This is a genomic window from Micromonospora sp. SH-82 (assembly GCF_051132485.1).
In the GTDB taxonomy this organism is placed as follows: domain Bacteria; phylum Actinomycetota; class Actinomycetes; order Mycobacteriales; family Micromonosporaceae; genus Micromonospora.
The window spans coordinates 2,325,168-2,344,204 of the sequence record NZ_CP148049.1 but is presented as its reverse complement, the minus strand read 5'-3'; the positions used below and the strand labels follow the sequence as shown (position 1 = coordinate 2,344,204).

Here is a 19,037-nt window from a genome sequence, read left to right as displayed (position 1 = left end):
CCTCGGTGCGGGCCGTCGACCGGACCACCGCGCCGACGAGGCAAGGTCACGACGCCGGATCGGGTACGTCGTGGTAGCCCTGCGGAACGGTGAGCCAGGTGGCCCGGTTCACCGGCCAGAAGACCGTGAACGCCCGACCGACCACCGCGTCCTCGCTGATGGTGGCCGACTCGATGTTCTGGCCGGACTGCTGGTAGTGCTCCAGGGAGTCGCCGGAGGCCTCCCGGTGGTCACCCATCACCCAGATCCGCCCGGGCGGCACGGTGACGTCGAACTCCTGGTCGGCCACGCGGTCCCGCCGCCCGTTGGCCTCGTAGATGTACGGCTCGTCCAGCGGCAGACCGTTGATGATGAGCCGGTCCTCGGTGTCGCAGCAGACCAGGTTGTCGCCGCCGACGGCGATCACCCGCTTGATGAAGTCCTCACCGTCGGGGTTGCCGCTCCACTCGGTGGGCGCCTTGAACACGATCACCTCGCCCCGCTCCGGGGTCCGGAAGTTGTAGACCAGCTTGTTGACAAGCACCCGGTCATCGATCTTGAGCGTGTTCTCCATGGACGGGGAGGGGATGAAGAAGGTCTGCAGTACGAAGGCGCGGACCAGTACCGCGACCAGGACGGCCACCCCCAGGAGGATGGGCAGTTCCTTCCAGAACGAACTACGGGGCTTGTCGGTCTGCTCGTCAATCACGACAGGAGCCTACGTCGCCGGGCATGTGTCGACCTTCCGTAACGCGCTAGAACGGATACCACGGTGGCAATCGGGACGAGCAGTGCGACTCCCCCACCAGGAGTCGGCCGTACCGGCAACGGCCCGTCGTCGGAGACGGTGGCGGCCGCCGGCACCGACTCGTAGGTCTCCGGCACCGGCAGTGGGGACCAGCGCGACGACGGCCAGACGACCATGAACGCCCGCCCCACCACGTTGTCGATGGGTACGGGACCCTGGCAGCGGCCGTCCTGCGAGACGAGCCGGTGGTCACCCATCACGAAGATCTGACCGGGCGGCACCACGATCTCGTCGAAGCGCCGGGACCGGCACTCGGTCGGGTTCGGCGGGAGGTCCAGAGGGGAGTCCTGGAAGACGTACGTCTCGTCGAGGGGAACCTCGTTGACGGTGACCCGACCCTGCTCGTCACAGCAGGCCACCCGGTCCCCGGGCACCCCGACCACCCGTTTGATGAAGTCCTTCTCGCCGGGGCGGCCCACCCCGACCAGGTCGCCGACGGTCTGCGCGGCCCGGCCGGCCAGGCCGGGGTCGGGGCCGAGGTCCACCTGGGGCACCCACTGCTCGGTGCCCCGGAACACCACCACCTCACCGCGCACCGGGTCCCGTACGTCGTAGACGACCTTGTTGACCAGGACCCGGTCCCCGACCAGGAGGGTGTTCTCCATCGACCCCGAGGGGATGAAGAACGCCTGCAGCAGGAACGTACGGATCAGCACGGCCAGGCAGAAGGCCACGATCAGCAGCAGTGGCAGTTCCTGCCACAGCGGCATCTGCCTCGGCGTACGGCGTCGGGACCGGCGTTGCCACGGGTCGACTGTGCCGTCGTCGTCAACCGTCCGCACCACGCAACTCCCCGGTCCGCAGAAACGTCACTACCGCCCGGGAGCCTCCCTGGAGGCCCCACGGGCGGTAGTGGACATCTGTCGTGCCGTCGCTGCCCACCTGCGCCCGTACCGAACAGGGTAGTGCGCCCTCGTCGGTGCGACACACGGGCAGGTCAGGCGGGGGACGCCGAGCGAGGGGTCAGCTCGGGAGCTTCTCGCGACGCTCCTTGATCTTGGCCTTCTTGCCCCGCAGCTCGCGCAGGTAGTAGAGCTTGGCCCGCCGGACGGCACCCCGGGTCACGACCTCGATCCGGTCGATGGCCGGGCTGTTGACCGGGTAGGTCCGCTCGACGCCGACGCCGAAGCTCACCTTGCGGACCGAGAAGGTCTCGCGCAGACCGTCACCCTGACGGCGGATGACCACGCCCTGAAAGATCTGGACACGGGACCGGTTTCCCTCGACGACCCGGGCGTGCACCTTGACGGTGTCACCGGCCCGGAACTCGGGGAGGTCGGTCCGCTTGGACTGGGCGTCAAGGGCGTCCAGGATGTTCATCACAAACCTCGTGAGGCTCACGGCGCACCGTCAGTCGGCGCGCGGATGGGCGATTCTGATCCCCGGGTGGTGACGATCGGGTCGGCACCGGTCGAGGATCCTCGCAACCTCCCGCGGCGCGGTCGGTTGCGGCAACCGCTCTACTCTGCCACACCCGGCCTCGGCAGACGAAATCAGTCCCGGCCCGTCGCGGTCGGGTCGGGAACCGTCGGCTCGGCACCGACCCGCTCCAGGGCGGCCCGGTCGTGCCGGTCCAGCGACTCCGGGGACAGTGCGGCGACCAGGTCCGGGCGGCGGTTCCCGGTGCGTACCAACGCCTCGTCACGTCGCCAGCGGGCGATCCGGCCGTGGTCGCCGGAGCGGAGCACCTCCGGCACCTCCTGCCCGCGCCACGTCTGCGGCTTGGTGTAGACCGGCCCCTCCAGCAGGCCGTGGGCGTGTGACTCCTCGTCCAGCGAGTCGGCGTTGCCGAGTACGCCGGGCAGCAGGCGGACGACCGCCTCCAGGACCACCAGTACCGCCACCTCGCCACCGAACAGGACGTAGTCGCCGAGGGAGACCTCGGTGACCCGCATCCGGGTCGCGGCGTGGTCGAGGACCCGCTGGTCGATGCCCTCGTACCGGCCGCAGGCGAAGAGCAGGTGCGACTCTCCTGCCAGCTCCTGTGCCATCGCCTGGGTGAACGGTGCGCCGGACGGGGTGGGGACCACCAGCCGGGGCAGGGTCAGCCCGTCCGGGGTCAACTCGTCGGGGGCGAGGGCGTCCAGGGCCTCCCCCCACGGCTCCGGACGCATCACCATCCCGGGTCCGCCGCCGTAGGGGGTGTCGTCGACGGTGCGGTGCACGTCGTGGGTCCAGGTCCGCAGATCGTGTACGGCCAGCCGGAGCAGCCCGCCGGCCCGGGCCTTGCCGATCAGGGACAGGTCCAGCGGGGCGAAGTACTCCGGAAAGATCGACACGACGTCGACACGCATGAGGGGGAGACTCCAGCTCGGTCAGAGATCGAGCAGACCGGTCGGTGGGTCGACCACCACGCGACTGCCGGCGAGGTCCACCTCCGGCACGATCGCCCGGACGAAGGGGATGTACGCGTCGCGCCCGTCGGGACGACGCAGCACGAGCAGGTCGGAGGCGGGAGCGTGGTCGACGCGGCGGACCTCGCCGAGCCGTTCCCCGTCCGGGGTGACGGCGACGAGGCCGACGAGTTGGTGGTCGTGGAACTCGTCCGGGTCCGTCGGTGGGTCGATGTCGACGCTCTCCACCACCAGCAGGGTGTCGCGGAGCGCTTCGGCGACGTTGCGGTCGTGGACACCCTCGAAGGTGACGAGCAGTCGGCTCTGGTGCCACCGCGCCGCGACCACTGTCAGCCGGTCGGGCACCCGGTAGGCGCCCGGGGTGGGCGGGGTGGGCGGCGCGGCCCGCCCGGCCGCCGCCCCCGGCTCGGTGACCAGCACCGAGCCGGGGGCGAAGCGAGCCTCGGGCTCGTCGGTACGCACCTCCACGGTGACCTCACCGCGGATGCCGTGCGGCTTGCCGATCCGGCCGACGGTGAGCTGCATCAGTACGAGTCGACGATGTCGACCCGGACGCCGCGCCCACCGATGGAGCCGACCACCTGACGGAGGGCCTTGGCGGTGCGACCGGAACGGCCGATCACAGTGCCCAGGTCCTCCGGGTGCACGCGGACTTCGAGCCGCTTGCCCCGACGGGAGTCGACCATCCGGACGCGAACGTCATCGGGGTGGTCGACGATGCCCTTGACCAGGTGTTCGAGCGCCGGACGCAGCGCCACGTCAGGCCTGCTCACCGGAGTCCGCAGCGGCCGGCTCCTCGGCCTTCGGGGCCTCGGCCTTCGACTCGTCGGCCTTCGGGGCCTCGGTCTTGGCGGCCTTCTTGGCCGGCTTGGCCGGCGCGTCGGCCAGACCGGCGGCGGCCTTCGCCTCGGCCTCGTAGGCGGCCTTGCGGTCGGTCCGCTCGGCGGCGACCTTGAGGGGCGGCGGCGCCGGCAGGCCCTTGAACTTCTGCCAGTCACCGGTCAGCTCCAGCAGGCGCTGCACAGCCTCGCTCGGCTGGGCGCCGACGGACAGCCAGTACTGGACCCGCTCCGACTTGACCTCGATCACCGAAGGGTCTTCCTTCGGCTGGTAGATCCCGACGAACTCGATCGCCCGGCCGTCGCGCTTGGTGCGCGAGTCGGCGACGACGATGCGGTACTGCGGGTTGCGGATCTTGCCCATCCGCAGGAGCCGGATCTTTACGGCCACAGTTGTTTCGCTCCTGTTGCGATTCTCACCAGCCCGAAGGGCGGTGCACGGGTGAGAGCCGACCGGCACAGTGGGGATGGGCCGGAGACTGCTCGGTGGACTGGCGAGGTGCCCGGGTTAGAGGGCGCCGGACACTCGCCGGATACCAGCGCCCCATTCTGCCAGATCCGGAGCCGAACGCTCACACCGGACCCGCACCGGCTCCCCCGACAGCGGTCGGGGTGACGAGGAACACACTCAGCGGGCCGGTGGGCGGTCCCATCCGGATGGCAGTCGGTCCGGCGTGTCCCAGTCCGGGGGTGTCCGGAAGTCGCACCAGGTCCCGTCGAACGGGAACTCCCCCGCCTCGGCGAGGGCGATCACCCGCTCGCCCTCGGCGCGGACCGCCCGCTCGTCGGCGACCCAGTAGTGCTCGGGAAAGGCGAGCCGCTCGGTGAACTCGTCCTCGTCCTTCCACGACCACCGGCGGTCCGGCCTGACGATCACGTCGAGGTCCTGGTCGGTCACGTCGACCCCGGCGAGGGTCCCGTCGTCCCACCGGACGCCCGGTTCCTCCAGGTTCACGTACCAGTTGGTGAACCGGTCCTCGTCGTCCCGGAACCACCACACCGAGTGGGCGGCACCGGTGGGGAGGAACTTCAGCAGCGACGGACCCTGCCAGGTGGCCTGCGCCAGCCGGTACGACGAGGTGATCCACTCGGTGAACGGGACCGCCCGCATCCCGAGCCCGGCCTCGGTGACCTCGCTGGCCACCGGTGAGTCGCGGGCCACGTGGATCAGCAGCCCCCGCTCGTCGTCGCTGACCACCCGGCCGGTGCGTACCCAGCCGATCCGGCCGCGTCGCACGTTGCGGTGCAGGATCAGGCGCCCCGGCTCGAAGCTCATCAACCCCTCCGGCGAGTGTCGGCCCCGTCACCGCCCCCGGGCGGGAGCGGACCCCACCCGAAGGGCCCCACCGCGTGGGACCCTTCGGCGTACCTCAGTAGGCGCGGGCGAGGATGGCGACCAGGTCGGGCTCGTCCTCGGAGTCCGGGACCGACCCGTCGGCCCGGACCAGGCACCGGACGGTCACGCCCTGGCCGTTCGCCTCCGCCTCGCCCGACACGCCGACCGCCGACCACGGCACCCGGGCCCACCCGGTGGCCGCCGCGTCGATCGCCTCGGCGAGCGTGGCGACCTCCACGGTGCGCTCCCGCCGGAAGGCGAGCGCCTGGTCGTGGAGGGCCTGCTGGTCGGCGTCGAGCGCGGCGAGGACCGCACCGACGACGTCGGCGACCGGGGTCGGTGCCTTCGACCCGTCGGTACGCCGGACCACCACCGCCTTGCCGGCGGCCAGGTCACGGGGGCCGACCTCGACGCGTACCGGATAGCCGCGCAGCTCGGCGTCGACGGCCCGGCGGCCGAACGCGGTGTCGGTCCGGTCGTCGAGCGCGACCCGGACACCGGCGTCACGCAGCGCGTCGCGGAGCCCGGTCGCCGCCTCGCCGACCCCCTCGCCGTCCTTGACGACCATCACGTACGCCTGGATCGGCGCCAGCCTCGGCGGCACCCGCAGCCCGTTGTCGTCGCCGTGGGCCATGATCAGCCCACCGAGCATCCGGGTCGAGGTGCCCCAGGAGGTGGTCCAGGCGTGCTCCCGTCCGCCCTCGGCGGAGGAGTAGGTGATGTCGAACGCCTTGGCGAAGTTCTGCCCCAGCTCGTGGCTGGTGCCCAGCTGGAGCGCCTTGCCGTCGCCCATCATGCCTTCGCAGGTGTACGTGGCGGTGGCCCCGGCGAACCGCTCCCGGGCGGTCTTGAGGCCCACCACCACCGGGATGCCCAGCACGTTGACCATCAGGTCCTCGTACGCCTCGTGCAGGATCCTGCGGGCGTAGGCGCGGGCGTCGTCACGGGTGGCGTGGGCGGTGTGCCCCTCCTGCCAGAGGAACTCGCTGGTACGCAGGAAGACGCGCGGACGCAGCTCCCACCGGACGACGTTGGCCCACTGGTTGAGCAGCAGCGGCAGGTCCCGGTAGGAGTCGACCCACTTGGCCATGAACTCGCCGATCACCGTCTCGCTGGTGGGGCGGACCACCACCGGCTCGGCGAGCTGCTTGCCGCCACCGTGGGTGACCACCGCCAGCTCCGGGGAGAAGCCCTCGACGTGCTGGGCCTCCCGCTTGAGGTAGCTCTCCGGGATGAAGAGCGGGAAGTACGCGTTCTCCGCCCCGGCCGCCTTGATCCGGGCGTCCATCTCGGCCTGCATCCGTTCCCAGATGGCATAACCGGCCGGTCGGATCACCATCGTCCCGCGGACCGGGCCGTTGTCGGCCAGCTTCGCCTTGGCGATCAGATCCTGGTACCAGCGGGGAAAGTCCTCCGCACGGGGAGTGAGCACGCGCGCCATGACCACACATCCTATTCCCCACCCCCGGCCCCTCCCCATCCCCCACCCTGCCCCCACCCCCAAGCCCCCATCCCCCTGGGGCGCGTTGATCAAGGGGTTTGCGTCACCAGGGGGCCGAAGGCTGACACAAATCCCTTGATCACGCGACTGGAAGGAGGGAGGGAGGGGGTGGGAGGGAGGGGGTGGGGGTGGGGGGTCAGGTGGGGAGGGGGTGGGGTGGGGTGGGGGGTCAGGTGGGGAGGGGGTGGCCGCGCAGGATGAGGTGGGAGGGGGCGCGGACGACCCGGAGGTCGTGGCGGGGGTCCTCGGGGTAGACCACCAGGTCGGCCAGGCCACCCTCGACGAGGCCGGGGAACCCGAGCCACTCCCGGGCCCGCCAGGAGGCGGCGGCCAGCACGTCCACCGGGGACATTCCGGCCTGCTCGTGCAGCAGGAGCATCTCCTCGGCGGCCAGGCCGTGGTCGATCCCACCCCCGGCGTCGGTCCCGACGTAGATCGGCACCCCCGCCTCGTACGCGGCCCGGACCACCTCGGGGAACCGGTCCCGCAGACCGACCATGTGGTCGGCGTACCTGGGGAACTTGGGGCGAGCCTGGTCGGCGATCCCGCCGAAGGTCCGAATGTTGATCATCGTGGGGATCAGGGCGGTGCCCCGTCGGGCCATCTCGTCGATCAGGTCCAGGCTCAGCCCGGTGCCGTGCTCGACCGAGTCCACCCCGGCCCGCACCATGATGTCGACGGCCGTCTCGGAGAAGGTGTGCACCGCAGCGCGTACCCCGGCGGCGTGGGCTGCCTCGACGGCGGCGGTCATGGTGGCGGCGTCCCAGGCCGGGGCGAGGTCCCCCTCCCCCCTGTCGATCCAGTCGCCGACCAGCTTGACCCACCCGTTGCCCGCCCGCGCCTGCTCGGCGACCGTCGCGGCGACGTCGGCCGCCGCCACCTCCACCCCGATGTCCCGCAGGTACCGCCGGGGCGGCGCGACGTGCCGTCCGGCGCGGGCCAGCCGGGGCAGGTCCGGCTCGTCCTCAAGCTCCGGGTACGGCAACGGCGACCCGGCGTCGCGGATCGCGAGGACCCCGGCGTCCCGGTCGACACGGGCCAACGCCCGGGCGTGGTCGAGGGAGGCGACCGGTCTACCGCCCCGGGCGATGCCGATGTGGCAGTGGGCGTCGACCAGCCCGGGGAGGACGAACCCCCGGTCCACGACGGTCTCCGCGCCGGGTTGCGGTTCGAAGGTGACCCGGTCGCCGACCAGCCAGACGTCCCGTACCTCGTCGTCGGGGAGAAGCACACCACGCACATGCAGAGCCATGTGCCAGGTCTACCCGATCACTGTCCGTCGCGCCCCAGGAGCCCGGCCCGTCGAGCCGTCAACGCGGGCAGGTCGCCCTCCGTCACCGACACGCGTCAACGCGGGCCCTTGTCTCCCTTGCCCAGCTTGTTGAAGTCGATCTTCGGAAGCTTGAACCCGGGCGGCAGCCCCTGGCCGGTCAGGTCGTTCGGGTTCATCCCCGGCGGAAGCTGCGGCATGCCGCCCGGGAACCCGCCGGGCAGCCCGCCCTGCGCCCCGGCGCGCGGCCGGTTGCCGCCCTTGGTGCCCTTGCGCTTGTTCTTCGGTGACTTGGTGGCCTTGCGCCGCCCACCGCCGGGCAGGCCCATCATGCCGCCCATCTGCTTCATCATCTTCTGCGCGTCGGCGAAGCGGTTGAGCAGCTGGTTGACGTCCATCACGGTGACCCCGGAACCGCCCGCGATCCGGGCCCGCCGGGAACCGTTGATGATTTTGGGGTTGCTCCGCTCGGCCGGGGTCATCGACCTGATGATCGCGGTCACCCGGTCGAAGTGCTTGTCGTCGACCTCGGCGAGCTGGTCCTTCATCTGCCCCATGCCGGGCATCATGGCCAGTACGTTGGCGATCGGCCCCATCCGTCGGACCGCGATGAGCTGATCGAGGAAGTCGTCCAGGGTGAACTGTTCCCCGCCCATCAGCTTGGCGGTCATCTTCTCCTTCTGATCGGTGTCGAAGGCCGCCTCGGCCTGCTCGATCAGAGTGAGGACGTCGCCCATGCCGAGGATCCGGCTGGCCATCCGGTCGGGGTGGAAGACGTCGAAGTCCTCCGGCTTCTCGCCGGTGGAGGCGAAGAGGATGGGCTGCCCGGTGACCTCCCGGACCGACAGCGCCGCACCACCACGGGCGTCACCGTCCAACTTCGACAGAACCACACCGGTGATGCCCACACCGTCGCGGAACGCCTCGGCGGTACGCACCGCGTCCTGGCCGACCATCGCGTCGATGACGAAGATGACCTCGTCGGGGCTGACGGCGTCCCGGATGTCCGCTGCCTGCTGCATCATCTCGGCGTCGATACCCAGCCGACCGGCGGTGTCGACGATGACGATGTCCCGGGCGGCCCGACGGGCGTGCTCGATGGAGGCACGGGCCACCTGGACGGGGTCGCCGGTGCCGTTGCCGGGCTCCGGGGCGTACACCTCGACACCGGCGCGGGCACCGAGCACCTGCAGCTGCCCGACGGCGTTGGGTCGCTGGAGGTCGGCGGCGACCAGCAGCGGCTGGTGCCCCTGGCCCTTGAGCCACCGGGCCAGCTTGCCGGCGAGGGTGGTCTTACCGGAACCCTGGAGACCGGCCAGCATGATCACCGTGGGTGGCTGCTTGGCGAACTGGAGCCGACGGCTCTCCCCGCCGAGGACCGCCACCAGCTCCTCGTTGACGATCTTGACGATCTGCTGGGCGGGGTTGAGGGCCTGGGAGACCTCCACGCCGCGCGCCCGCTCCTTGACCCGCGCGATGAACCCCTTGACCACCGGCAGGGCGACGTCGGCCTCCAGCAGCGCCATCCGGATCTCGCGCGCGGTGGCGTCGATGTCGGCGTCGGTGAGCCGGCCCTTGCTCCGGAGCTTGGTGAAGATCCCGGACAGGCGGTCACTCAAGGTGTCAAACACACGAACATCCCGTTTGTCAGTGTTCCGGCGGGCACATCGGCTGGCAGTCCAACCACCGTTAGGGTAGCCCGCCGTCCGTACTCGCGCCCCGGCCCGCCCGGACCATCGGACGCCCGGCGGGTCGGACGACCACCCCGACGGTCGGCGTCACCCGGACGGCCGGCAGCGCGGGCGGTCACACGGCGGCCAGCACCGCTGCGGCCAACCGGTCCCGCTCGGCCTCGTCGGGTCCGGCACCGACCAGGTAGAACACGTCCACCACGTCGGCACCGAGGGTGGAGATCCGGGCCGCCCGGACCTGGGCTCCGGCCTCGTCCAGCGCGGAGGTCACCCGGTAGAGCAGACCGGCGGCGTCGGCGGCCCGCAGTTCCAGCAGCACCGCGTCGGTGGCCGCCTCCCGATGCCACACCACCCGGGGCTCGCCTCCCGAACCCCGGGCGGCCAGGGCCCGGCCACGCAGCCGCTGGATCACCGACACGTCGCCGGCGACGGCCCGACGCAGGTCGGCACCGAGCGCGATCGGGTCCGGGGCGAGCCCGTAGCGGGGTTGGACCCGGAACTCGACCAGCGCCCGGCCGTCGACGGTGGAGACGTCAGCGGCGAGCACCTCCAGTCGGTGCAGGGCCAGGCAACCGGCCACCGTCGCGAGCAGCCCCCGCCGGTGCGCCGCAGCCACCGACACCCGGTCCTCGCCGAGGTGGACCACCGGCAACGGCCCCGCCACCAGCGCCGGATCCGGGTCCGGGGGCGCGGGGAGCGCACCCGTGGCCAGGGCGGTACGGACCCGGGCGACCAGTTCGCCGACCAGCCGTCCCTTCCAGTGCGACCAGGCGGCCGGTCCGGTGGCGGCGGCGTCGGCGCGGACCAACGCGTACAGCAACTCCAGGGTGGTGACGTCGCCGACCCGCTCGGCCACCCCGGCGATGGTCAACGGGTCGGAGAGGTCCCGCCGGGTCGCCACGTCCGGCAGCAGCAGGTGCAGCCGGACCAGGGTCCCGATCAGCGCCGACTCGGCAGGGGGCAGCCCCATCCGGGCGGCGATCCGCTCGGCGAGCGGAGCTCCCACCACACTGTGGTCACCGGTCAGCCCCTTGCCGACGTCGTGCAGGAACGCCCCGAGCAGCAACAGGTCGGGGCGGTCCACCTCACGGGTGTGCCGACTGGCCTCGTACGCCGACTGGACCAGGTGCCGGTCCAGGGTGAACCGGTGGACCGGGTTGTGCTGGGGCAGGCTGCGCAGCCGGGTCCACTCGGGCAACCAACGGTCGACCAACCCGTACCGGTCGCAGCTCTCCCAGGCGGAGACCAGGCCGGGACCGGCGCCGAGGAGGGTGAGCAGCGCGGACCGGGCCTCGGCTGGCCACGGGGTGGGCAGCGGAGGGCAGTACGCGGCGAGCCACTCGCAGGTGGCCCGCGCGATCGGCAGACGGGTGGTCGCCGCGGCGGCGGCCACCCGCAGCGACAGGCTCGGGTCGGGGCGGGCGCCGATCGCGGTCCGGGCGAGGACCAGTTCGCCGTCGTGCTCGACCACGTCGCGGGCGACCGGGCGGCGCACCGGGCGACCGAATCCCCCGCGCCGACGGCCGGAGCGGAGCCGGTCGGCGGCCCGCCAGGCGTCGTCGAGGGCATGGCCGACGGTCCTGGCGTCCCCGGCGACCCGCCGGAGCACCGCGTCGCCGTCGTGCCCGACGGTCGCCGAGGGCGCAGTGGGGGGGTGACGCAGTCCGAGGAGGGCGGCGACGCCGTCGCGCTCCTGGGCGAGCAGCCTGTCGACCCGTCGACCGACCTGGTGGTGCAGGGCGTCGCGGGTGTCGAGCAGTCGGCTGTGCGCGGCGTGCACCGCCGGGCGGAGCGCGTCGGTGACCCCGGCGACGGCGATGGCCCGCAGCAGGCCGACGTCCCGTAGTCCACCGGCGGCCTCCTTGAGGTCGCCTTCGAGGAGGAACGCCAGTTCACCGTGGGCCTGCCAGCGGGTCTCGGTGATCTCCCGCAGGGCGGGCAGGTGGCGGAGGGCGGTCCGTCGCCAGTGGTCGAGGGCGGTCCGGGCCAGGGAGTCGACCAGGTCCCGGTCACCGGCGACGTACCGGGCGTCGAGCAGGGCGAGGGCGACCTTGACGTCGTCCTGGGCCACCGAGAGGGCCTCGGAGACGGTCCGCACCGAGTGGTCCAGGCGCACCCCGGCGTCCCAGATCGGGTACCACAGCGACGCTGCCAGCTCGTCCACCGCCGGCACCCCGGAGTGCAGCAACACCAGGTCGAGGTCGCCGTAGGGGGCGAGTTGCCTCCGCCCCAGCCCGCCGACGGCGACCAGGGCGACCCCGGAGCGTCGCGGCAGCAGCCCGGCGAGCCACCTGTCGTACGCCGCCGCCCGCGCCGCCCGGGGTCGGGCCCCGACTCCCCCGGGTACGCCGACGGCCTCGTTGATCAGGAAATCGGTCTCCGTGGCATCGGGGCCGCCGGAGGGTTCCTTCCTGATCAACGAGGCCATTCGCGTGCTCCCTACAGGGCGTCGAGGCCGCGTTCGCCGGTACGCACCCGGACGACCTCCTCGACCCCGGTGACCCAGACCTTGCCGTCGCCGATCTTGCCGGTCCGGGCGGCCGCGACGATGGCGTCAACGATCTTGTCGACGTCGATCTCGTCGGTCAGCACCTCCACCCGGATCTTGGGCAGGAACTCGACCGTGTACTCGGCACCCCGGTAGACCTCGGTGTGCCCCTTCTGCCGGCCGTAGCCCTGGACCTCGCTGACGGTGAGACCGGCCACGCCCAGAGCGTGCAGCGCCTCCTTCACCGCGTCCAGTTGGTACGGCTTGATGACCGCGGTCACCAGCTTCATGTCCAAGCCCTCCATCCCAGGAACGTTAACCGCCGACCTTCTCGCTCACCGGCTCGGTCGGTTCGGTCGACTCGGTCGGTTCGGTCGTGGGCTTCGACTTCGGCGCGGCCGAAGGGGTGATGCCCGCGGCGGCGAACGCACCGCCACCACCGGTGGTGCCGAACTCGTACGCGCTCTCGGCGTGCTCGGCGTTGTCGATGCCCTCGACCTCGGCCTCGGGGCTGACCCGGAACCCGATGGTCTTCTCGATCACGAGGCCGATGACGTACGCGACCACGAACGAGTAGGCCATCACGGCGACCACACCGAGGGCCTGCAGACCCAGCAGGGTGATGCCACCGCCGTAGAGCAGTCCGGCGTTACCCTCACCGGCCAGCACCTCGACGGCCAGGAAACCGATGAGCAGCGAACCGATGACGCCGCCGACCATGTGCACGGCGACCACGTCGAGCGAGTCGTCGTACTTGAACTTGTACTTGAGTCCCACGCAGAGCGCGCAGACCGCACCGGCGATCAGGCCGAGCGCGATCGCACCCAGCGGCTCCAGGAAGGCACAGGCCGGGGTGATACCGACCAGGCCGGCGATGGCACCGGAGGCGGCACCGAGGGTGGTCGGCTTGCCGTCGCGGAACCACTCGACGACGATCCAGCCGAGCACTGCGGCGGCGGTCGCCACCTGGGTGTTGATCAGCGAGACGGCGGCGGCACCGTCGGCCGCACCGGCCGAACCGGCGTTGAATCCGAACCAGCCGAACCAGAGCAGCGCGGCACCGAGCAGCACCATCGGCAGGTTGTGCGGCTTGAACTTGTCCTTCGGCCAGCCGACGCGGCGGCCGAGCACCAGCGCCAGGGCGAGTGCGGCAGCACCGGCGTTGATGTGCACGGCGGTTCCACCGGCGAAGTCGAGCACGCCCAGCTCGCCGATCCAGCCACCGCCCCAGACCCAGTGCGCGACCGGGAAGTAGACCAGGGTGGCCCAGAGGCCGGCGAAGAGCAGCCACGGGCCGAACTTGGCCCGGTCGGCGATCGCGCCGCTGATCAGCGCGACGGTGATCACGGCGAACATCAGTTGGAAGCCGGCGAACAGCAGGTCGGGAATGCCGCCCTCGGTGCCGCTCTCCAGCATGCCCCGCAGACCGGCGGCCTTGAGATCACCGGTGATCCCGCCGATGTCGCCACTGAAGGCGATGCTGTAGCCGTAGAACACCCACAACAGGCTGACCACGCCGATCGCGCCGAAGCTCATCATCATCATGTTGAGCACCGACGTGGAACGCGTCATGCCGCCGTAGAACAGCGCCAGGCCGGGGGTCATGAGCAACACCAGCGCGGCGGAAGTCAAAATCCAGGCGGTGGCACCAGAATCTAGCTCGGGCACGCTGCCTCCTCTCGGTAGTTTCCCTCCCTCCCGGCATCGCGCAGCATCGCCCGTCGCCGGTTGGCCGGAACTCTGTCCGTCTGCTGTTTCACGGAACATCCCCGGTCGATTTCCGAACCGTGACGACTTGTTTCCAGCGTGTGAAGAACGCCGTCTCGTCGGCGGGACGGCGGAGGCCGGTGGGCCGGTCGGCCGAGGCCGGGGTCGACCCGGCTGACCAGCGGATCGGCGATACGGTTGACGCTTCGCACCGAGGCGACAGCCCACCGTGACCACCCGACGCCACCGACCGACGGCATGACGCCGTCGACCGACGAGCCGGACCGGACCGCCGAGACCAGCCCAAGTCGGGCGAGACCGGACCGGGCCAGGCACGACCGAGCCGGGCCAGGCACGACCGAGCCGGGCCAGGCACGACCGAGCCGGGCCAGGCACGACCGAGCCGGGCCAGGCACGACCGAGCCGGGCCAGGCACGACCGAGCCGGGCCAGGCACGACCGAGCCGGGCCAGGCACGACCGAGCCGGGCCAGGCACGACCGAGCCGGGCCAGGCACGACCGAGCCAGGCACGACCGGGCACCCGAACGGCCGAGACCGGCCTCGCGTGGGCGGGGCCGGTCTCGGCGGGGTGGGCTGAGGAGCCCGACGCGCTCAGCGCAGGGCGTGCTCCAGGGCGTGCCGCTCGTAGTCGAGCAGCCGCAGGTCCCGCATCGGGCGACGCAGCGAGCCCTTGCGCACGATCCGGACGAAGGCGGGCTCACCGGCGGCGGCCATCCGGCGGATGCCCTCCACGTGGTCCACGATCCGCTTGCGGATGGTGCGGATGAGGCGGTGACGGTCCCGGGGGATCAGCCCGTACGCGTCGGCGAAGAGCCGCAGTCGGCGGGGGCGGTCAGGGCGTTTCCACCCCAGCGTGATGGAGTCCCGGTCGGAGAAGATCGGCACCCAGGTCCACGCCGCGTACGCCACGTCGTAGATCCGGGCACCCGGCGAGGCGAGGTCGAAGTCGATCAGCCCGAGGGTCCCGTCCGGCCGCCAGATGACGTTGTGCGGGGCGGCGTCGTGGTGACAGATCACCTCGGTGTCCGGCGGGGGCGGGCCGAACGAGCGCCACACCGCCCCGGGCGGCGGGACGAAACCGTACTGGGCGTCGTGGAACATCCGCAGCATGGTCGCCACGGTCACCAGGGCCTCGTCGGTGACCCAGTGGGAGGCGAGCGGGTACTCCCCGCACTCCCCCTCCAGGTACGACAGGACCTCCCGGTTGCGTTCGTCCATGCCGAGGGCCCGGGGTGCGCCGGTGAAACCGACGTACTCCAGGTGGCGGAGCAGCCCGTGCACCGCCGGGGTCCACGGGCCGGCGTTGCGGCGCACTGTGTCGCCGACCCGGACCACGGTGCTGACGTTCCCGCCGTGCAGCGGGATCTCCTGCGAAGTCACGTACGGTCTCCCGAGGCCCGGCGCCGCGTGACGGGGATCCCGCCAGCCGGCGTAGGTGCGATCGTCGGTGGTCACCGAGGTTACGCGTCCCGGGCCAACGGCTCGGTGCCGAGGAGGGCGTCGACGAACTGTGCCGGGTCGAACGGCGCGAGGTCGTCCGGCCCCTCGCCGAGTCCGACCAGCTTGACGGGGATGCCGAGCTTGCGTTGCACGGCGATCACGATCCCGCCCTTGGCGGTGCCGTCGAGCTTGGTGAGCACCACCCCGGTGACGTTCACCACCTCGGTGAAGACCCGGGCCTGCTCCAGGCCGTTCTGCCCGGTGGTGGCGTCCAGGATCAGCAGGGTCTCGTCGATCGGGCCGTGCTTCTCCACCACCCGCTTGACCTTGCCCAGCTCGTCCATCAGGCCGATCTTGTTCTGCAACCGACCGGCGGTGTCGATCAGCACCGTGTCGGTGTCCGCCTCGATGCCCCGGCGGACCGCGTCGAAGGCGACGCTGGCCGGGTCGGCCCCCTCCGGTCCGCGTACCGTCTCGGCGCCCACCCGGCCGCCCCAGGTCTCCAGCTGGTCGGCGGCGGCGGCCCGGAAGGTGTCGGCCGCGCCGAGGGTGACCGAGCGTCCGTCGGCGACCAGGACCCGGGCGATCTTGCCGCAGGTGGTGGTCTTGCCGGCGCCGTTGACCCCGACGACGAGCAGCACCGCCGGGACGCCCTCCTTGCCGGTGGTGTGCAACGACCGGTCCAGGTCGGGGTCGAGGGCGTTGACGAGTTCGGCGGCGAGCAGTGCCCGCAGCTCGGTGGCCGAGCGGGTGCCGAGGACCCGGGTCCGCTCCCGCAGCCGGTCGACGATCTCCCGGGTGGCGTCGATCCCGACGTCGGCGGTGATCAGGCTGTCCTCGATCTCCTCCCAGGCGTCCTCGTCCAGGTGGTCCCGGCTGAGCAGGCCGAGCAGCCCCCGGCCGAACGCGTTCTGGGAGCGGGACAGCCGGGAGCGCAGCCGGATCAACCGACCGGCGGTCGGCTCGGGCACCTCCAGGGTGGGGGGCGGGGCCTCCAGCACCGGCGGGGGCTCCACCAGGACCCCGGTGGACAGGTCGCCCTCGGGCGCCTCGACCGGTGGCGCGGTCGGTTCCTGCACGCGGGTGTCGACCTGCGGCTGCGGAGGCTCCTGCCGACGCCGCAGCCGAGGCACCACCAGACCGATGCCGCCGAGGACCAGCACACCGAGCAGTGCGAGGGCGATGAGGACGTATTCCGTCATACCGAAATCCTGTCAGATGTCGACGCGGTCGTCGCACCGACCGCACCCGGCACGCGGACCACCGTTGGTCCGCCACCTGAACCACCGGGTGGCGGAGCCCTCCCACAGGTAGAAAGATGAGAGATCGTTTCCCTGCCGAGGAGTCCGCATGCCCGAGTCCCGCCTGCTCATCGGTCCGTTGCTCCGACGGGTCGTCGGCACGCGGGCCACCGTCTGGGTGGAGACCGACGCTCCCGCCGTGGTCACCGTCCGCACCCCCGGTGCGGCGGGCGGCACCGCCACCACCTTCAGCGCGTACGACCACCACTACGCACTGGTGGTGGTGGAGGGACTGACCCCGGACAGCGTCACCCCGTACGAGGTCCTCGTCGACGACGAGCTGGTCTGGCCGACGCCCGACGACCCGTACCCGGCCAGTGTGATCCGGACCCGGGCCACCGACGACCGGGAGCAGCCGGTCCGGTTGACCTTCGGCTCGTGCCGGGAGACCACCCAGCACGCGACCACCCGTCGACTCCCCCCGGACGCCCTCGACGCGTACGCCCGGCGGTCGATCGCCTCGGGTGACCCGACCGACCTGCCCGACCTGCTGGTGCTCCTCGGCGACCAGGTGTACGCCGACAACACCTCGCCGACGGTCAAGCGGCTGCTCAAGCGGCGTCGACGGCGCCCGGAGGACGCCCCGGTGGACCAGGTGGTGAGCTTCGACGAGTACACCAAGCTCTACCTGGAGTCGTGGCGGGATCCGGAGATCCGCTGGCTGCTCTCCACCACCCCATCGGTGATGATCTTCGACGACCACGAGATCATCGACGACTGGAACACCTCCGCCGCCTGGCGGGCGGACATGCGGCGACAGCCCTGGTGGGCAGAGCGGATCGGCAGCGGGCTCGCCTCGTACTGGGTCTACCAGCACCTGGGGAACCTGTCACCGGACGAGATCGCCGCCGACCCGGTCTACACCGAGGTGATCGCCGCCGGGGACGCCACCGAGGTGCTGCGGGAGTTCGGCAGCCGGGTCGACACCGAGTCCGACGTGGCGCACGATCCCGAGCGCTGGCGGGCCGTGCAGTACCCGTGGAGCTACGCGCTCGACCTGGGCCGGACCCGGCTGGTCATGCTCGACACCCGGTGCAGCCGGGTCGTCCAGCCGGGCAGCCGGGCGATGCTCCCCGGCGGGGAGTGGTCGTGGTTCGTCGACCAGGCCCACGGCGACTACGACCACCTGGTGGTGGGCTCCTCGCTGCCGTGGCTGCTGCCGCCGGGCATCCACCACGTCGAGGCCTGGAACGAGCGGCTGGCCGACTCGGCGCGGCCGTGGGTGGCCGGGCTGGGCGAGAAGCTGCGTCGAGCCCTGGACCTGGAGCACTGGGCGGCGTTCCATCGTTCGTTCACCGCGTTGGGCGAGGTCTTCGCCCGGCTCGGCAGCGGCCGACGCAACGAGCCCGGCGACCGGGTGGGGGCCGGACCGGCGTACCCGGCACCCGCGTCGATCAGCGTGCTCGGCGGTGACGTGCACCACTCGTACGTGGCGCGGGCCAGCTTCGCCGACCCGGCCGTCCGGACCCCGGTGCACCAGCTCACCTGCTCGCCCATCCACAACCAGGTGCCGGCCGGGATGCGCCCGCTGATGCGGCTGGGTTGGGCGGCCGGCCCGGCGTCGGCCACCCGCGCCCTGGCCCGCTCCGCCGGGGTACGCCGTCCGAACGTGCGCTGGCGCAAGCTCGCCGGCCCGTACTTCGGCAACGCGGTGGCGACCCTCACGCACCGGGGCCGGGCCGCCGAGGTGACGATCGAGGGCACCTCCAGCGAGGGGCACCTGCGCCCGGTGGCCCACCACCGGCTCACCGGCTGAACGACAGCGAAGAGGCCCCGGTCGTCGCCGCCGGTGGCACCGGTCGACCGAGCACCACCGGGCGGGTGGCGGCCGTACCCTGGCTCGGATGAACGAGGAGCTGCCGGAGCCGGTGCGGGCGGTCGAGCACGAGCTGACCGCGCTGCTGCGCCGGTCCCGGGCGATCTCCCTGGAGATCGCCCGGGAGGTGCACCCCGAGATCGAGCCGAACGCCTACGGTCTGCTGCTCTGGCTGCGGCGGTGCGGGTCGACCCGGCTCACCGAGCTGGCCACCCGCCTCGGGGTCGGCAAGGGGACGCTGAGTCGACAGATCCAGGCCCTGGAGGTGCTCGGTCTGGTCCGCCGGGACCCCGACCCGACGGATCGGCGCGCCTGGCAGCTCAGCCTGACCGAGGAGGGGCAGCGTCGGTTCGACGCCGCCCGGTCCTCCCGGCTGGACCAGATCTGGCGGGCCCTGGAGGACTGGCCCGCCCAGGATCTGGCGGACCTGGCCCGGCTGCTGAGCCGGTTCAACGACACCTGGGGTTGACCGTCGTGCCGCCCGGG

18 protein-coding genes are annotated in these 19,037 nt (G+C 72.0%); 2 read left to right on the top strand and 16 right to left on the bottom strand.

Going from position 1 to position 19,037, the window contains the following annotated elements; genetic code table 11:
• Positions 1-46: 46 nt before the first annotated feature.
• The 16 genes from lepB (WHN02_RS10875) to ftsY form a co-directional block, all read right to left on the bottom strand.
• Entirely contained in the window at positions 47-688 is a 642-nt protein-coding gene (gene lepB / locus WHN02_RS10875; RefSeq protein ID WP_350896852.1) for a signal peptidase I, read from the bottom strand.
• On the bottom strand, positions 685-1,572 hold the full coding sequence (gene lepB, locus WHN02_RS10870; RefSeq protein WP_434743217.1) for a signal peptidase I: 888 nt from the start codon (positions 1,570-1,572) through the stop codon (positions 685-687). The genes lepB (WHN02_RS10875) and lepB (WHN02_RS10870) overlap by 4 nt, the downstream gene beginning before the upstream one ends.
• A 178-nt stretch (positions 1,573-1,750) precedes the next feature.
• Positions 1,751-2,107, bottom strand: a complete 357-nt coding sequence (gene rplS, locus WHN02_RS10865; RefSeq protein WP_434743216.1) for a 50S ribosomal protein L19 — start codon at positions 2,105-2,107, stop codon at positions 1,751-1,753.
• Between the two features lie 173 nt (positions 2,108-2,280).
• The gene (trmD, locus tag WHN02_RS10860) at positions 2,281-3,081 is read right to left on the bottom strand and encodes a tRNA (guanosine(37)-N1)-methyltransferase TrmD (RefSeq protein WP_434743215.1); all 801 of its coding nucleotides are present in this window, start codon (positions 3,079-3,081) and stop codon (positions 2,281-2,283) included.
• A gap of 21 nt (positions 3,082-3,102) precedes the next feature.
• Positions 3,103-3,666 (bottom strand): ribosome maturation factor RimM, encoded by a 564-nt coding sequence (rimM, locus tag WHN02_RS10855; protein WP_434743214.1) that lies wholly within the window; start codon positions 3,664-3,666, stop codon positions 3,103-3,105.
• Positions 3,666-3,926 (bottom strand): RNA-binding protein, encoded by a 261-nt coding sequence (locus tag WHN02_RS10850; RefSeq protein ID WP_434743904.1) that lies wholly within the window; start codon positions 3,924-3,926, stop codon positions 3,666-3,668. The genes rimM and WHN02_RS10850 overlap by 1 nt, the downstream gene beginning before the upstream one ends.
• Complete coding sequence (gene rpsP / locus WHN02_RS10845; protein WP_434743213.1) at positions 3,901-4,371, bottom strand: 30S ribosomal protein S16; 471 nt, start codon at positions 4,369-4,371, stop codon at positions 3,901-3,903. The genes WHN02_RS10850 and rpsP overlap by 26 nt, the downstream gene beginning before the upstream one ends.
• A 237-nt stretch (positions 4,372-4,608) precedes the next feature.
• Entirely contained in the window at positions 4,609-5,256 is a 648-nt protein-coding gene (locus tag WHN02_RS10840; RefSeq protein ID WP_434743212.1) for a DUF402 domain-containing protein, read from the bottom strand.
• 94 nt (positions 5,257-5,350) lie between these two features.
• Positions 5,351-6,757, bottom strand: a complete 1,407-nt coding sequence (proS, locus tag WHN02_RS10835; protein WP_434743211.1) for a proline--tRNA ligase — start codon at positions 6,755-6,757, stop codon at positions 5,351-5,353.
• 229 nt (positions 6,758-6,986) lie between these two features.
• Positions 6,987-8,069, bottom strand: coding sequence for an amidohydrolase family protein (locus tag WHN02_RS10830; protein WP_434743210.1), 1,083 nt, complete (start codon positions 8,067-8,069; stop codon positions 6,987-6,989).
• A 95-nt stretch (positions 8,070-8,164) separates the two neighbouring features.
• On the bottom strand, positions 8,165-9,718 hold the full coding sequence (ffh, locus tag WHN02_RS10825; protein ID WP_434743209.1) for a signal recognition particle protein: 1,554 nt from the start codon (positions 9,716-9,718) through the stop codon (positions 8,165-8,167).
• A 175-nt stretch (positions 9,719-9,893) separates the two neighbouring features.
• Positions 9,894-12,206: a [protein-PII] uridylyltransferase gene (locus tag WHN02_RS10820; protein WP_434743208.1), complete on the bottom strand. Its 2,313-nt coding sequence runs from the start codon at positions 12,204-12,206 to the stop codon at positions 9,894-9,896.
• An 11-nt stretch (positions 12,207-12,217) separates the two neighbouring features.
• Positions 12,218-12,556: a P-II family nitrogen regulator gene (locus WHN02_RS10815; RefSeq protein ID WP_350899208.1), complete on the bottom strand. Its 339-nt coding sequence runs from the start codon at positions 12,554-12,556 to the stop codon at positions 12,218-12,220.
• Positions 12,557-12,581: 25 nt separating this feature from the next.
• Positions 12,582-13,871, bottom strand: a complete 1,290-nt coding sequence (locus WHN02_RS10810) for an ammonium transporter (protein WP_434743207.1) — start codon at positions 13,869-13,871, stop codon at positions 12,582-12,584.
• Positions 13,872-14,585: 714 nt separating this feature from the next.
• Positions 14,586-15,449 (bottom strand): aminoglycoside phosphotransferase family protein, encoded by an 864-nt coding sequence (locus tag WHN02_RS10805; protein ID WP_350899198.1) that lies wholly within the window; start codon positions 15,447-15,449, stop codon positions 14,586-14,588.
• Positions 15,450-15,454: 5 nt separating this feature from the next.
• Positions 15,455-16,636 carry a signal recognition particle-docking protein FtsY gene (gene ftsY, locus WHN02_RS10800; RefSeq protein WP_434743206.1) on the bottom strand — a complete coding sequence of 394 codons (1,182 nt, stop codon included), beginning with the start codon at positions 16,634-16,636 and terminating at the stop codon, positions 15,455-15,457.
• Between the two features lie 148 nt (positions 16,637-16,784).
• Between ftsY and WHN02_RS10795 the strand changes: the two genes are divergently transcribed.
• Both WHN02_RS10795 and WHN02_RS10790 read left to right on the top strand, forming a co-directional pair.
• Positions 16,785-18,491 (top strand): alkaline phosphatase D family protein, encoded by a 1,707-nt coding sequence (locus WHN02_RS10795; RefSeq protein ID WP_434743205.1) that lies wholly within the window; start codon positions 16,785-16,787, stop codon positions 18,489-18,491.
• A gap of 88 nt (positions 18,492-18,579) precedes the next feature.
• Positions 18,580-19,020, top strand: a complete 441-nt coding sequence (locus WHN02_RS10790; protein ID WP_434743204.1) for a MarR family winged helix-turn-helix transcriptional regulator — start codon at positions 18,580-18,582, stop codon at positions 19,018-19,020.
• Positions 19,021-19,037: the final 17 nt, after the last annotated feature.

Bases quoted from the DNA above. Each gene is read 5' to 3' on its own strand.
- WHN02_RS10830 (WP_434743210.1), bottom strand. From the start codon at position 8,069: ATGGCTCTGCATGTGCGTGGTGTGCTTCTCCCCGACGACGAGGTACGG.
- proS (WP_434743211.1), bottom strand. From the start codon at position 6,757: ATGGCGCGCGTGCTCACTCCCCGTGCGGAGGACTTTCCCCGCTGGTAC.
- WHN02_RS10815 (WP_350899208.1), bottom strand. From the start codon at position 12,556: ATGAAGCTGGTGACCGCGGTCATCAAGCCGTACCAACTGGACGCGGTG.
- rplS (WP_434743216.1), bottom strand. From the start codon at position 2,107: ATGAACATCCTGGACGCCCTTGACGCCCAGTCCAAGCGGACCGACCTC.
- rimM (WP_434743214.1), bottom strand. From the start codon at position 3,666: ATGCAGCTCACCGTCGGCCGGATCGGCAAGCCGCACGGCATCCGCGGT.
- ftsY (WP_434743206.1), bottom strand. From the start codon at position 16,636: ATGACGGAATACGTCCTCATCGCCCTCGCACTGCTCGGTGTGCTGGTC.
- WHN02_RS10790 (WP_434743204.1), top strand. From the start codon at position 18,580: ATGAACGAGGAGCTGCCGGAGCCGGTGCGGGCGGTCGAGCACGAGCTG.
- WHN02_RS10840 (WP_434743212.1), bottom strand. From the start codon at position 5,256: ATGAGCTTCGAGCCGGGGCGCCTGATCCTGCACCGCAACGTGCGACGC.
- WHN02_RS10810 (WP_434743207.1), bottom strand. From the start codon at position 13,871: ATGACCCCCGGCCTGGCGCTGTTCTACGGCGGCATGACGCGTTCCACG.
- trmD (WP_434743215.1), bottom strand. From the start codon at position 3,081: ATGCGTGTCGACGTCGTGTCGATCTTTCCGGAGTACTTCGCCCCGCTG.
- WHN02_RS10795 (WP_434743205.1), top strand. From the start codon at position 16,785: ATGCCCGAGTCCCGCCTGCTCATCGGTCCGTTGCTCCGACGGGTCGTC.
- WHN02_RS10820 (WP_434743208.1), bottom strand. From the start codon at position 12,206: ATGGCCTCGTTGATCAGGAAGGAACCCTCCGGCGGCCCCGATGCCACG.